This is a genomic window from Niabella agricola (assembly GCF_021538615.1).
Classification (GTDB): Bacteria; Bacteroidota; Bacteroidia; order Chitinophagales; family Chitinophagaceae; genus Niabella; species Niabella agricola.
Genome location: NZ_JAJHIZ010000003.1, coordinates 495,131 through 509,984, shown reverse-complemented (window position 1 = coordinate 509,984; position 14,854 = coordinate 495,131). Strand labels below are relative to the sequence as shown.

14 protein-coding genes are annotated in these 14,854 nt (G+C 48.0%); 11 read left to right on the top strand and 3 right to left on the bottom strand.

Translation table 11 applies throughout. From position 1 onward, the window contains the following. Positions 1 to 3: 3 nt before the first annotated feature. On the bottom strand, positions 4 to 1,581 hold the full coding sequence (locus LL912_RS07630) for a M1 family metallopeptidase (RefSeq protein ID WP_235552986.1): 1,578 nt from the start codon (positions 1,579 to 1,581) through the stop codon (positions 4 to 6). A 175-nt stretch (positions 1,582 to 1,756) separates the two neighbouring features. On the opposite strand from LL912_RS07630, the gene LL912_RS07625 reads away from it, so the two are divergent. From LL912_RS07625 to LL912_RS07580, 10 genes are all read left to right on the top strand, one after another. Then, positions 1,757 to 2,296 (top strand): RNA polymerase sigma-70 factor, encoded by a 540-nt coding sequence (locus LL912_RS07625; protein ID WP_235552985.1) that lies wholly within the window; start codon positions 1,757 to 1,759, stop codon positions 2,294 to 2,296. 3 nt (positions 2,297 to 2,299) lie between these two features. Continuing rightward, a complete protein-coding gene (locus LL912_RS07620) occupies positions 2,300 to 3,247 on the top strand; it encodes a FecR domain-containing protein (protein WP_235552984.1) in 948 nt (315 codons plus the stop codon). Positions 3,248 to 3,253: 6 nt separating this feature from the next. Then, positions 3,254 to 4,987, top strand: a complete 1,734-nt coding sequence (locus tag LL912_RS07615; protein WP_235552983.1) for an STN and carboxypeptidase regulatory-like domain-containing protein — start codon at positions 3,254 to 3,256, stop codon at positions 4,985 to 4,987. A gap of 58 nt (positions 4,988 to 5,045) precedes the next feature. Then, positions 5,046 to 6,062, top strand: a complete 1,017-nt coding sequence (locus tag LL912_RS07610) for a hypothetical protein (RefSeq protein ID WP_235552982.1) — start codon at positions 5,046 to 5,048, stop codon at positions 6,060 to 6,062. A 34-nt stretch (positions 6,063 to 6,096) separates the two neighbouring features. After that, a complete protein-coding gene (locus LL912_RS07605; RefSeq protein ID WP_235552981.1) occupies positions 6,097 to 6,804 on the top strand; it encodes a head GIN domain-containing protein in 708 nt (235 codons plus the stop codon). Between the two features lie 233 nt (positions 6,805 to 7,037). Then, on the top strand, positions 7,038 to 7,655 hold the full coding sequence (locus LL912_RS07600) for an START domain-containing protein (RefSeq protein WP_235552980.1): 618 nt from the start codon (positions 7,038 to 7,040) through the stop codon (positions 7,653 to 7,655). A gap of 6 nt (positions 7,656 to 7,661) precedes the next feature. Next, positions 7,662 to 8,456 (top strand): SDR family NAD(P)-dependent oxidoreductase, encoded by a 795-nt coding sequence (locus LL912_RS07595; protein WP_235552979.1) that lies wholly within the window; start codon positions 7,662 to 7,664, stop codon positions 8,454 to 8,456. Positions 8,457 to 8,458: 2 nt separating this feature from the next. Further along, positions 8,459 to 9,451 carry an NAD-dependent epimerase/dehydratase family protein gene (locus LL912_RS07590; RefSeq protein WP_235552978.1) on the top strand — a complete coding sequence of 331 codons (993 nt, stop codon included), beginning with the start codon at positions 8,459 to 8,461 and terminating at the stop codon, positions 9,449 to 9,451. Then, entirely contained in the window at positions 9,448 to 10,575 is a 1,128-nt protein-coding gene (locus LL912_RS07585; RefSeq protein ID WP_235552977.1) for a sensor histidine kinase, read from the top strand. Before LL912_RS07590 ends, LL912_RS07585 begins: the two co-directional genes overlap by 4 nt. 12 nt (positions 10,576 to 10,587) lie before the next feature. Then, on the top strand, positions 10,588 to 11,358 hold the full coding sequence (locus LL912_RS07580) for a LytR/AlgR family response regulator transcription factor (protein WP_235552976.1): 771 nt from the start codon (positions 10,588 to 10,590) through the stop codon (positions 11,356 to 11,358). Positions 11,359 to 11,639: 281 nt separating this feature from the next. Here the strand turns inward: LL912_RS07580 and LL912_RS07575 are convergent, their stop codons facing one another. Both LL912_RS07575 and LL912_RS07570 read right to left on the bottom strand, forming a co-directional pair. After that, positions 11,640 to 12,329 (bottom strand): rhomboid family intramembrane serine protease, encoded by a 690-nt coding sequence (locus LL912_RS07575; protein WP_235552975.1) that lies wholly within the window; start codon positions 12,327 to 12,329, stop codon positions 11,640 to 11,642. 33 nt (positions 12,330 to 12,362) lie between these two features. Further along, on the bottom strand, positions 12,363 to 13,001 hold the full coding sequence (locus LL912_RS07570; protein ID WP_235552974.1) for a J domain-containing protein: 639 nt from the start codon (positions 12,999 to 13,001) through the stop codon (positions 12,363 to 12,365). A 356-nt stretch (positions 13,002 to 13,357) separates the two neighbouring features. Between LL912_RS07570 and LL912_RS07565 the strand changes: the two genes are divergently transcribed. Then, a complete protein-coding gene (locus tag LL912_RS07565) occupies positions 13,358 to 14,851 on the top strand; it encodes a DUF6600 domain-containing protein (protein WP_235552973.1) in 1,494 nt (497 codons plus the stop codon). Positions 14,852 to 14,854: the final 3 nt, after the last annotated feature.

Here is a 14,854-nt window from a genome sequence, read left to right as displayed (position 1 = left end):
GATCTATTGAATAAGGGATCCCTGCTTTTTCAAAAGCGCGAAAAATTGATCCAGGTTGGTGCCCAGGCTCTTCTCAAAAGAAGCTTTCAGGTCTTCCGGCTGCGGGTGTTTGTTGTTCCAGGTGTTAAAGTAATCGCGGAAGGCCTGGTCTACCTTATCCTGGCCAAACCGGCGTTCGAGCAGATACATCCAGATGGAGGTTTTGAGATAAGAAACCAACCCGTAATCTTCGGAGGTTTTAAAATCAGCGGCAGGCTGCTCAATTGCACTTTGCATAGGAATCTGTGAAAGTGCAAAATAAATCCGTTCCTGGAACTCCGGCACCGGCAGTTTTTTGATGGCTTCCGGTATCGATTCCCGGGCCACCGAATTGTAGTGGTATTTTTCTGCTTCGTACCGGAACTGGTAATACGTATTCAATCCTTCATCCTGCCAGGTATGTGCGCGCTCATTAGACCCCAGCATGCTCATAAACCAGTTATGACCAACTTCGTGAGCGATAACGCCATCCAGGTATTCCTTTGTAGCATCCGGACAGGTGATCAATGTAATCATCGGGTATTCCATACCCCCGCTGGAATTATTTTTTGGACCCTCAAACGCCTGTACCGTCGGGTACTGGTATTCGCCAATCCATTTGCTGTAATGGTGTACAGCATCTTTTACATAATCGATGCTGTTGTTCCATAAAGTGCCGGGCTGGTTATGATAATAGGTAAAGGCATCCACTGTTTTATTCGTTAACCGGATCGTGTCGTACTGGATTACCAGGCCTTTTTCGGCAAACCATGCAAAGTCCGGTACGTTTTCTGCCTTGTAGGTTAGCGTTTTCAGTCCCGCTTTTGTCGGTTTGTAAAGTTTGGGCGAAGCATTCCTGCCAGCAGCATTCATGGCGCCCACCGATTTGTACCGCTCCAGCTCTTCCTTGTCCTGCAACACCCCGGTGGCGCCCACCACATAATCAGACGGCAATGTTATTTTCACCTGGTAATCGGCGTATTCGCTGTAAAACTCACCCATATCCAGGTAAGGGAATTCATGCCACCCGCTTTTATCAAATACAGCCGGTTTGGGATACCACTGGCAGATCATGAACTCGCCATCGGCAAAGCCGGATCTTGAAAAATAGGAGGGCAGTTTTACATTGAAATCAGTGGTAATAGTCACAGTTGCCCCGGGTTTTAAAGGCTCGGGCAGCAATACCTTTATAATGTCGATGTATTCCGGGTTGGAATGCGGTGCTGTTTTCGCCGGCTTCCCGTCCACCTTAAAATTAAGGCCGTCGATGGAACCATAAGTGACAGCATCCAGTTTTTCAGTCCGTGAAAGATCGCTCCGGATCTGTTTAAACAAAGCTGTAGAATCGTTTTTGTAGGCATTGGGCCAGATATGGTACCAGATAAAATGGAGCGTTTCCGGCGAATTGTTTTTGTATTGGATGGCCTGTTTGCCCGTTAAGGACCGGGTTTTATCATCGAGGGTTACCTGCATATCGTATTTCAGGTGTTGCTGCCAGTAACTGTCCTGGGCAAAACCAACAGTGACAACAAGGGTAAGGATCAGCGTAAAAATCTTCTTCATGCACACATTTTTTTAAAGATAGCTAAAAAATGGCAGGGGAATAGCATAAACGGCTGGTTTTAACGCAGGGTTTAGAAGCCGGAAGGCAGGAAAAGAAAAAAATCTTTTTCGGGGATAGGGGGAAAAGCACTTTCGATTGTATTCAGTAACAGCGCTAGTATATTTGCAGGTTAGAATGGCTTTGGACCAGGCTCAATATAAACATGTTTTTGATCTTCATTATGAGGCATTGTACGGGTATGCCTGTTCCATACTGAGATCGGAAGTGTATGTGGAAGATATTTTACAGAATATTTTTATAAAGCTTTGGGAAACCCGCAATACCATACAGGTGGTATCTGTAAAAGCATACCTGTATACAGCAGTGCGCAATGAGTGCCTTAATCAGCTAAAGCACAAAGGAGTGCAGGCGGTATACGCGCATACGGCAAAGGTTACTGGAACGGAAGCCGACCACGGCAATAGGGCGGAGCAAAAGGAGTTACAGGAGCATATCCAGGGTCTTTTAGATCGCCTGCCTGAGAAATGTGCTACCGTTTTTTATATGTGCCGGCAATTGGGACTGAGCTACCGGGAGGTGGCGGAGGAACTGGACCTGTCGATAAAAACGGTGGAAAATCATATGACCAAAGCATTGAAGTTCCTGCGCGGCGGCCTGGCAACCTATCTGGTAAGCCTGCTGTTTTTATTCATTTATCAACTTTTCAATGTATAAGATATGGAGCATAAACTGATAGCCTATCATGAGCAGCTGTTGGATGCTTCGGAACGGAAAGCGGTGGAGCAATGGTTGCGGCAGGATCCTGCGCATCAGGGCATTTATGACAAAACCATCCGGATATGGGAACAATCCAGGAATCCATTGGCGTATACCTATTATAACAAGGAGCGGGCCTGGGATAAGATCCAGGCGCAGATCGATCAGGTTCCTGCAGCGGCGGGCCGCGGCCGGTTCGCTGCTTTAAAATGGTGGCAGGTGGCTGCTGTTGCGGCCTCTCTTGCGGGGATCGTATTGTTTTTCCTGGTATGGTTGCGCCCGGAACCGCGGGTATATATTGCCGATGCCGGCACCCGGGAATTGCATTTAAAAGATAACAGCACCATTGAACTATACGCGAACGGTGTGCTGGAAGTAGACCGGGCGTTTAACAGAAAAACGAGAACTGTAACCTTAAAAGGCGATGCGCGTTTTGATATTGCCCGCAACCCCGATAAGCCGTTCATTATTCACAATAAAAAGATGGAGGTACAGGTACTGGGTACTGCCTTCACCATACAGCAACGCATGGCGTTTAATACCGTGTATGTACATTCGGGGAAGGTAAAAGCAACGCTGGGGAATCAGACTGTAACGGCGGTGGCTGGTCAAAAGATTGTACAGGATAACAAAACCCGTCAATTACTGCTGCGAGAAATCCAAACGCCGATTGAATCCGTATTGAAAACGCAAACCATTCGCTGCAATAATATGCGCATCGACAGCCTGGCGAATATTTTGAGGGAGCTTTATAATGTAGATGTTCAGTTCGATCCGGCTATTGGCAGCAAACGCATTACAAGCACCTATTTATCCTATGAATCTCCGGAGCAGGTAATGGAGAACATCGCACTGATGATCAATGCTACCTGGCGTAAACAAGGCGACCATTATATCATTACTAAATAAACCTTTTTGAAAAAGTTCCTTTTTACCGTACTGCTGTTTATTTCCGGCATCTGGGCCTCGGCACAGCCGGCTATGTTGCAAAAAGTGATTACCGTCGATTTCAGAAACATCACGATGTATGATGCACTGATGCAGATTGAAGCCAAAGCAGGGTTTTATTTTTCTTATGATAACCAGCTGATCAAAAACCAGAAACGGGTGTCGTTTACGGCAGCCAATAAACCGGTGTATGAAATCCTGGATCTGTTGTTTGATAACGAATATCAATACATCATTCAGAATAATAAGGTTGTGATCCGCAAAAAAGAAGTGCCACATATTGTGGTGCGGGGCCGGTTTGTGGATCAAACGGATCAAACGCCGGTGGCCTATGTTAGCGTATACATACCGGAACTGCAGATCGGAACCATGTCGGATGAGCAGGGGTTCTTTTCATTGCGGATACCCCTGGCGCAGCACCTGGCATTAACGGTTAACCGTGTTTCCTATTACGATACGCTGTTGACGATCGATAGCAGGAATAACCCCGAGCTGACCGTTCCGCTGGCGCCCCGGATCATGGAGGAAAATGAAGTGCTCCTTAAATCGGTGCAGCGGCACTGGCTGGCCCGCAGGCTGATTGGTACACGGCAGCGGCTTAGCAGTATCAATCTTAAGAATTATTTTTATCAGCAGAAATTCCAGCTGGGCCTGCTGCCGGGCATTGCCACCAAAAATGTACTGAAGGGTCAACAGGAAAATAAACTTTCTTTTAACGTATTGGGCGGATATGCCGCGCAGGTAGATGCACTGGAAATCGGGGGGCTGTTTAATATCGTACAAAAACATGTGCGGTCGGTACAGGTGGGCGGCCTGGCAAATCTTGTGGGCGGCAGCGTAAACGGGGTGCAGATCGGTGGGTTGTATAATTATGTCGGCGACACCGTACGCGGTTTGCAGATCGGTGGTCTGGCAAATGCCGATAAAAACGCTGTAAGCGGTGTGCAGATCGCCGGCTGGTATAATGAAAGCAAGTCCTTCACCGGTTTACAGATCGGGGGCGTCGTAAACCATGCTGCAAGGGTTGGAAAAGGAATGCAGCTGGCGGGGATTGTAAACCATACTCCGGTTTTTGAAAGCGGTCTGCAGCTTTCGGGGTTGGTAAATATTGCCGGCGCGATAGGCAAAGGCGTTCAGCTTTCCGGCCTGGTAAACTATGCAAAAAAAATCAACGGTCTGCAGGTGGGCGTGTTCAATATTGCCGATACACTGCAGGGCGTAGCCCTGGGGCCATTTAACTATCAGCGGAACGGTAAGCATGCTTTCTCCGTGTCGGCGCAGGAAAACGGCCAGATTAATATCAGTTATAAATCGGGCAGCAAGGCCTTGTACAATATCCTGCAGGTCGGCTGGATTAACGCGCATACTCCGGTGACTTATTACCTGTTTGGGTACGGACTGGGCAGCGAATGGACCCTGAAGCGGAATGTAAAAATGGCGGCGGAGCTGGTGAGCTTGTTTTATACACCGGCTCATGGCTTTGATACTGACTATAACAATATCTGCTTCCAGCCTGTATTCATCTGGCAGGCTCATAAAAAACTGCAGTTGTTTGCAGGGCCACGGTTGCAATACCAACTGCCGGCACAGAACGGTGCACCAGCAGCCTATGGCGGTTTTCGCACCAATATGATCGCTTTAAACAGGAGCGTGCACCATCCCCTGGATCTTGGCTGTATGGTAGGGGTCAATATTTTTTAACGAGGGAGTAGGGGTAAAACCACTTTAGGATGTATTACTGGTATACATTACTAAAGATATGAAAATAAAAAATTGCATTTTACTACCAGCATTTATCATTACAGGCTTACAGCTCGCTGCCCAGGAAGAAGCCGGAAAAGCGGTTCATCTGGGATTGGTTACCCCCATCAGTACCCAGGGTATACATGCCCGGGAAATAAGCCCTGCATTTGCATTGCATGCCTTACAGGGCGTTAACAGGGATAACAAAGGTGTTGCTATCGCAGGATTGCATACTACTCTTTACGGAAGCAACCGCGGGGTAATGGTCAGTGGTTTGATGAACCGGGTAAAAGGATCGGATAAAGGAGTGGCCCTTGCCGGCCTGGTGAATGCCGCTCAAAATGGAAGAGGCATACAGGTTGCCGGGTTGCACAACCAAAACACAGGCAACGGATTTTTACAGGTGGGCGGGTTAAGCAACAGTAGTCACTATAGCCTGCTGCAAATCGCAGGGTTGATCAACACCACGCATCATGCGGGATATCAAATTGCCGGACTTGTTAACAGGGCCAAAACGGTAAGAGGGTTCCAATTGTCTGGCCTGATCAATATCGCTGACAGTTCAGCATATCCTGTGGGTATTTTAAACTTCATAAAAAATGGCGAACAGCAGATCGGAGTGCAGGTGTATGATGATGTATCGGCAAGCGTGCTGCTGCGTACGGGTAGTTATAAAACCTATGGCATCGTTGGGGCTGGCCTGGCCAGGGATCGGAAAAAAACGGTGCTGCAAATGGAAACCGGGCTGGGATACCGGATCCCGCTGGCCCGCCGCCTGCGTATGAATACAGAAGCGGTGATTATGGCGCGTACCGATGTGCACAATTTCATCAGGCATGTTGAATCTTTAAGAGTGCTGGCAGGTTGGAAGATTACCCCGGCGCTGGAGCTCACCATCGGGCCGGCGATGTACCTTACCGAACAATCCGACTCAGAATTATTTGCGGGGCACTATATCTGGAAATTCAAAAAAAGGGAATCCTTCCTCCTCCTGGCGCCGGGAGCGGTGGCAGGGATTAATATCAGGCTTTAATTCATTCACCAAACATTTATAAAAATCAAAACAAATGAAACAAACGCTTTTTTTAGTTTTTATTGCTGTACTGTTCACCTTCGTCCAGGGCTGTAAAAAGGTGTATCCCGACGGGCCCGCGGTAAAAGAAACGCGCAATGTAGGAGGATTTGGAAAAATTGAAACTACTTTCAGTGCGCAGGTGGAGTACCGTACAGGCGCATCTAAAGTTGAAGTATTGGCTGCAGATAATATACAGCGGTACGTGATCACAGAAGTGATTGATGATAAACTGGTGATCCGTACACCCAACAATGTATCGATCAAAAGAGGCAGTGTGACCGTATATGTAACCGCACCCTCGCTCACTGCAATAACGCTTACCGGAAGCGGGAACTTTACGGCCGTTGATGAAATAGAAACCGGCGCCATAGATCTGGCACTTACGGGTTCGGGCAATATGACGATCGCCCGGTTAAAAGCAGGCTCAGTTAAATCCCGGCTCAGCGGTGACGGAGACATAAACATCAGCAATGGAGAAAGCGATATCCAGGACATAACCATCACCGGAAGTGGTAATTGCAATGCGCATCAAATGCAGAGCAGAGACGCAAAGGTAAGGATCACGGGCTCGGGCAATGCCAAACTGTGGGCAAAAGACCAGTTAAACGTAACCATCACCGGAAGTGGAAATGTACGTTACGCAGGCACACCTGTTGTTGCTGCCACTATTACCGGTTCGGGAAATGTAAAAGCACTTTGATGTTTGTATTAAAGCGGTAACCGATGAAAGCAGGGCTTGCCGGTTCGTGCAATACCTGCAGGTAACTCATATTGTTAACGTTTATTTAAATAGAAAATTGAAGGAGGCTTGATTAAAAACAGGATACCGGTTCATGGAAAAAACCAACATTCCAGCCCTGTAATCTTACGGCTCATCCATTATTGTTTTTAAAGGGTTGAAGACACATCTATGTTTGTAAAAAAAAATAGTTTATGAAAAAGATAGGGTTCTTATGGCTGCTGGTGCTGTATAGCAGCTTTTTAAACGCAGCAGCTCCGGCGGATTTTAAATTGGTAAAAACTTCTGACGGTATTGCGTTGTATGAACGGTGGGTGATGCATAATGGCAATAAGGTACGGGAGCTGAAGGTTTGTTTCAATGTTGCAGCTGCCGGGGTGTCAGATGTAGTATCGCTTTTGAAAGATGCCGGGAAGGGCAGCAGCTGGAATGTAAGATCCAGTCAGTATAAGGTTACCAAAACGCCCGATGAGCGTGTGTGGCTGAACTATATCCGTTATTCCCTGCCATGGCCGATGGAAGACCAGGATTGCAGTTTGAAATATTTTTATAACACAACGGCGGCAGCAACAGGGTCTCATACGATTTATTTTGAAAGCGTTCAGCACCCCAGGTTTAAAAATGTGACCCGTCTGGAAGGCACGTCGGGGAAATGGGTGGTCGATCAGCTGGAAAACCGGCAATCACGCATTACTTACCAGATTCTTACGAATAAAAGTGGTACGGTACCACGTTGGATCTCCGACCCGATTGTATACGATAACATCATTACAACAATGGTACGGTTTAAATCATTACTTCAGCATCATTAAAGAACTATGAATAAACATTACACGTTGATTACGGGTGCCAGCAGCGGACTGGGAAGTGCTTTTGCCCATTGTTGTGCCCGTTTGAAGATGCACCTGATCCTGATTGCCTTACCGGGAAGTTCTATTAAGGACACTGCAGGGGAACTGATCCGTTTGTATGGAATTGATGTGCGGGTATTTGAATTTGATCTTACGGACCGGGCAGCTTTTGAGGCGCATATTGCTATTATAAAAAAAGAATACCCGGTGCGTTTTTTGATCAATAACGCCGGCATGGGTGGAACCGTATCGATGCTGGATTGTGCACCGCAGCTGATCGATAAGATCATCCAGCTGAATATCGGCTGTACCGCTTTGCTTACGCGGGAGCTGTTGCCGCTGCTGTTACAACAGGAAAAGAGTTTTATTCTCAACATTGCAAGTATGGCGGCATTTTCCCCCATCGCTTATAAAACCGTTTACCCGGCTTCCAAGGCCTTTGTGTCTTCCTTCTCTTTAGGACTGCGGGAAGAACTGCAGGGAACGGGAATCTCTGTAAGCGTGGCCTATCCGGGGCCGATCATGACCAATTCCGATACCTCACGCAGGATCCTGCTCCAGGGCTACAAAGGCCGGCTTGGGCTTTTCTCCACGGCTGACCTGGCCGGCCGGATCATCCGGCAAACCCTGGCCGGCAGGGCGGAGATTGTTCCCGGATGGTGGAACCGGATGAACCATGCATTGATGGGAGTGATTCCATCAACGGTTAAAGTACGCCTGATCTCCGGTGCCATCAAACGTGAACTGCAATTAATACATTAAATATGCCCAAAGTACTGATTACAGGGGCCAGCGGCCTGCTGGGATATAATGCTGCGCTGGAATGCTGCAGAAATGGTTTTGAAGTGCGGGTGCTGATCCGGCGGTCTTCCAATACCAACCTGCTGAACGGACTTTTCTGTGAAGTTTATTATGGGACCGTTGAAGATGCCGCAGCGGTTAGCGAAGCGGTAAGCGGTTGTGATTATGTAGTGCACACGGCTTCCCTTACGGAACAATGGGGGATCAGGTTAACCGAGTATGAAACGGTGAACATCCGGGGAACGGAAAATATCATTCGCGCCTGCCTGCTTCACAATGTAAAGCGGCTGGTGTATATCAGCACGGCCAATACCATTGCTCCTGGTTCTCTTGAATATCCAGGTACTGAGCTAAACGCTTTCTCACTTTTTAAAATCAATTCACCCTATATCAACACGAAATACATTGCACAGCAAAAAGTGCTGGAAGCCGTGGTGGAAAAGGGGCTGCCGGCAGTGGTCCTGAATCCTACCTTTATGATTGGTGCCCACGATCAGAAGCCCAGTTCCGGCAAGCTGCTGAAATATGCACTGGGCAAGGGCCTCCTGTTTTATCCTCCGGGCGGAAAAAACTTTGTACATGTAAGGGATGTAAGCAGGGCTATTGTTTTTGCCTGCCTGCACGGGGAAAACGGCGCCTGTTTTCTCATCGCAGGTGAAAACCTGAGCTACCGCGAATTTTTCCGGATGGTAAACCGCCTGGCATGTCAGAAAACCGTAATGCTGCGAATTCCGGGCATTGCATTGAAGATCGGTGGATTGCTGGGTACGGCCATGGGCCGGTTGTTGGGCCGGCGGCTGAAATTGAATTATGCATCAGCATATTTGTTGTGTTTGCAGAATTATTACTCCGGTCAGAAGGCTTCCCGGGCACTGGGGCTGCGTTATACGCCCATAACGGTTGCGGTTGAGGAAGCATTGGAATGGTTTGAGAAAAACGACAATACGCGCGTATGATACTAGGGGCCCTGATACTGATGCTGCGGAAAATGACGCGCCGGCAAATAGAAATGCTGTTACAGCATGTGTTGGTCAAATACCTGGCGCGGATCATCATTCTTTATGGTTTTAGTGTGGTGTTCCGGTCTTTTGATATGTCGTTCACCGAGGCCGGCGGCGCATCGTTTTTCAGAGCGCAGTCCTTCAGTTTGATGTTTGTACTGCTGGGATTGCTGATCTGGACGGCCGGGGAACGTTTGTCCGGGTTCTTACAGCGACGTACGGCCAAAAAGAAATTTCCTTACACCATCATTCTTCCCTGCCTTGGGTTGGTAATATTTGGCGTATTGGCCGCGTTGCTGTTCGGACTGACCTATTCGTTTTTTGATATTTATTTTTTTGACAACTATGAAGCCTGGAAAAGCTTTAGCCGGTTAAGCTATGATCTGATTTTTGGTGCTTTCATTTTTTACCTGTTGATATTAAGCTTTAACGGCATCCTGTTTTATTATAAAAACTGGCAGGAAGCACGTTTGAACGCCGAGCGGTTAAAAAGGGAAAATATGCAGGCCCGCTATGACGTATTAAAAAGCCAGATCGACCCGCATTTCTTTTTTAATTCGTTAAGTGTGCTTACCGGGCTTGTTTATAAGAGCGCTGATCTTTCTGCCGAGTATATTACACAACTTTCGAAATGCTACCGTTATATCCTTGATCAGAAAGAAGAGAACCTGGTTTCGCTGCAAACCGAGCTGTCTTTCCTCGAATCATATTTATTCCTTATTCGCATCAGGCATCAAAACTCCATTGTTTTTCATATTGATATACCTTCTTTAAAGCAACAACACTCACTGCTGCCGCCTTCGGCATTGCAGATGCTGGTGGAAAATGCAGTAAAACATAACCGTTTTGCAGTAAATGATCCGTTGCACGTAACCATTCGTTTTACGGATCAGCACATCATTGTTACCAATGATCTGCGCAAGCGGAATGGCATCCGGTTTTCTACGGGCGTGGGCCTTTCCAATATCCGGAAACGATATGAATTGATTACCGGCGAGCAGGTGGAGATCCGTGAGACCGACGATAATTTTATGGTGCAGCTTCCGTTTCTTCCGGAAATATTAAAAGACCAGTTTTAAAACAGGAATGACATGAACGTGATCATATTTGAAGATGAAAAATTAAATGCAGACCGGCTGATCCAGTTGCTGGAAGGGATGGTACCTGAATTAAAAGTGCTTAAGGTGATTGAATCGGTGGACGAGGGTGTTAAATGGCTGGCGGCCTATGGAGCCCTGGCGGATCTTGCCTTTATGGATATACAGCTTTCCGATGGCAATTGCTTTGAGCTTTTTCACCAGGCGGAGGTCCGGATGCCGGTGATCTTTACAACGGCCTATGATAAATTTGCCCTGCAGGCATTTAAAGTACATAGTATCGATTACCTGATGAAACCGATTGATAAAACGGAACTGGAGCGGGCATTGCAGAAGTTCAGTTATTTCAGACCACAAACCGGATCCAGGCAGGTACTGGATCTTTCCCGTATAGCGGAAGCGTTCTACCGGCAGGAAAATACCCGTTTTATTGGTCGCACCAATAACCAGATCGTTTATGTAAAATCAAAGGACATCGCCTGTGTTTGTTATGCGGATGGGATTACAAAGGCCGTTACCCATGCCGGCCGGAAACTGCCCCTGGATTACTCGCTGGACCAGATGGATAAGATGCTGAATAAAACCATGTTCTTTCGCATCAACCGGAAAATGATTGTATGTGTTGACGCTATTGTAAAAATCAATAGCTATTATAATAGCCGCCTGATCCTGCAGCTGAATCCCGAGGCTGAAACTGATACTGTAGTAAGCCGGGAACGCGTGGCGCTTTTTAAAAGCTGGCTGGAAGGAAGATGGGAGGTTTAAAGTTTTACAGTTAGATCCGTTTTTACGCTTAATGGATTTTTGTTCTCATTTCTGATTTCCAATTGCTAATCCCGGTATGCCATCAGGACATATAGCATCGAAGAGGAAGGACAGCTTCACTTTTACATTTAATATTTTTCATTCTCCAAAGGAGGAAGGGTTAAGGTTGGATGGTTTTTCGTTTCTGCTTGGCATGAGATGTCATTTCCGGATCTTATGATTTTTTACAGAAATGCGATGATCGAGCAGGAATGGTATCTTCATTCCACATTTTCAAATTCTCAAATTTCCCTCTGCTTTACAAAAAGCCGCACCAGCAACATACCTGCCAGGAATCCCCCGATATGCGCGGCATAGGCAACGCCGGATTGTTCGCTGCCCCCGATCATATTCACCTGGCTTACGATCTGCATGGCAATCCAGATACCCAACGTAATGATTGCCGGTACACGGAACGTGAAAAGCAAGGCCCAGATCCGTATCCGGTTCCGGGGGAACAAAACAAGGTACCCGCCGAGTATACCGGAAATTGCACCGGAGGCACCAAGGCTGGGAACCAACAGTCCATCTCCGAGTACGGCCGACATCAGTACATGGGCAAGGGAGGCCAGCACACCGCATAAAAGGTAGAAGGCCAGGTATCTGAAATGCCCCATGGCGTTTTCAATATTGTCGCCAAAGATCGAAAGGTAGAGCATGTTGCCAAAAATATGCGCAATGCTTCCATGCATAAACATCGACGTAAAGATGGTCGTGTACACGGGAGAAGGGCTGGGCCCCAGGCCATTGGTGCCCACGATATCTGCACCGGTAAGCAATTCCCCGGGTACGGCTGCATAACTCAGTAAAAAATCAATATTGGTACCCAGGCGCTGGTAATAAACAAAAACAAAAATATTAAGGGCAATAAGTAGGTAATTGACATAGGGTGTAAGGGTGCGCCCGGTATTATCGTCCCCGATTGGCATCATAACGGATAGAGTTTAAAATTAACCAATGGCTTGTTATAAAGAATACGCGATGATCATGCAAAGTAGGATAATTAAGCCTAAAATCAAAAAGGGCTTGTACCGGTTCAGGCGGATCGTGCGCCGGATCATTTTTTCTTTTTCTTCAATAAGGTCCCGGCTTCCGGCAGGTGCGTTGATCTGTTTGAGCTGATCCAGAATCCGCAACTGATCTTCGGGGTATAATAAAAAAATGCTGTCGGCCATCCACCGGATCACTTCTTTGTTGACCTGCTCCTCTTTAAAGTGGTTGAGGATATCGATCCGGGAGGGCGCAATAAGTGCTTCCAGGGTCTGGTACAATCCTTTTTTATCAACCCGGTATGCATCATAATGAATCAGCTGCTGATGAGCCTGCAACAGGGCCTGCAATACCTGGGGAGGCGTGGTGACGGCCGGTGCCATACGCTGGCCCATGGTTTGGTGAAGCCAGCGCTCCTGCAGGTATTGCGCCTTGAGATCGGCCCGGGTAAGCGTATCGTACGCTTCTTTAACGAGGCTGAACTGTACTGCAGCGTAATCATCGGACGGGTTTTTGTCAGGATGATAAAGGTGTGCCAGCTTCCGGTAGGCCATTTTTATTTCGCCGATCGTGGCAGAGGGCGGGAGCCCCAGTATCTGGTAATAATCCTTCAAAAAAAACTGTTTAGCTACAAATTTACGGCAGTAAAGGCAGTGTTCGGCTGTTAGCACCTGACCATCAGCAGTTCGTCATCTGTGTAATCGGGCATTAGCGATCAGTTTTCCGTTGTAGTAATCAGCCCGGTTGCATCGCTGTGGGCTGATGGCTAAACGCTGATTGCGAACAGCTAAGCACGCTCGCTCAAATGTTAATAGTTTTTACTTAAATATTTCATAACAATTGTTCGTTTTTAAGGTATTGGGCAACTTCAACAATAAATTACCGTCTATAAAATAAGAGAAAGCAACAGCAACTAAATGCCTGCCGCCTCGGGTAACAATTTTTACTCAAAACAAAATAATTTTTCAACATGAAACGACTTATTACCACATGGAGCTTTGGTTTATTCCTGGCGCTGGCTTTGTCTGTTTCTCAGAAGGCTGTGGCCCAGCCGAGGGTTGGGGTTAGCATCAATTTCCAGACCTTCTATGACGAGCTGAGCCCTTACGGGGAATGGATCGATTATCCGGATTACGGATATACCTGGCGCCCAAGGGTGAGCTCCGATTTCCGTCCCTACTCCACGAACGGCAGTTGGGTCTATTCAGATACCGACGACTGGATGTGGGCATCGGATTATGACTGGGGATGGGCACCGTTCCATTATGGCCGCTGGTTTTATGATCCGTTTTACGGATGGCTCTGGGTTCCCGGTTATGAATGGTCACCTGGTTGGGTAGCCTGGAGGGGAGGTGGCGATTATTATGGATGGGCCCCGCTGCGTCCTGGTATCAGCATCAGCATCGGGTTTGGGAATTATAACCCGCCTTATGATTACTGGACCTTTGCGCCCTGCCGCTATATGGGTTCCCGTTATATTAACCGGTACTATTATCCCTACCGGAATAATGTGACGATTATTAATAATACCACGATCATTAATAATTATGGAGGCCGGAATTATCGTAGAGGAGGATACTACACCAATGGTCCGCGCCGCGCCGATGTAGAACGCTATGCCGGCCGGATCCAATCGGTGCGTGTTCGGGACGCCAGCCGCCCCGGGCGTACCTCAATCGGCCGGAACGAAGTTTCGGTATACCGTCCTTCGGTTCAAAGAGGGAGTGATAATACGCGCTACGCTCCCAGAAGTATACAGGAATATGACCGGAATGCAGCCCGGGTAGACCGGGGCAATAGCGGCCGTGGAAGTATAGAAGCGGGAAGAAGAGGGGAAACCTCAGGCCGTTATGGAAATAACAACAACAGTGCAGACAGGAGAGATGAGCGGAATAGCATGGGCCGTGGCCGTGGCAATGGGCAAATGAACGATGGACGTATACAGGATGGCCGCGGCATGGATAATAACCCGGTTGGCAGGCAACAGGATGTCATCCGGCAGCGCCGGGGGAATATTGAGAATGGACGGGGCAGCGATGCGGTAGGCCAGCAGCGGGATCAGCAAATACGCGACCGGGCCGAACAGATGCGTCAGCAACGTGACCAGCAAATGGAAGCCCGCCGCAGCCAGGAGAATACGCAGCGTATGGAACAGATGCGTCAGCAACGCGACCAGCAAATGGAAGCCCGCCGCAGCCAGGAGAATACGCAGCGTATGGAACAGATGCGTCAGCAACGCGATCAGCAAATGGAAGCCCGCCGCAACCAGGAAAACGCGCAACGCATGGAGCAAATGCGCCAGCGGGAAAGCGCACAGCGTCAGGAAGCAGCCCGCAGCCAGGAGGTGCAGGTGCAAAGAAGTGCACCCCAAAGAGGTGACGCCGGTGGTTACTCAAGAGGTGGTGGTGCCCGTGGAGGTGACGGTGGTGGAAGGGGCCGCTCGGAGAACGGCAGAAGATTTTAAGAT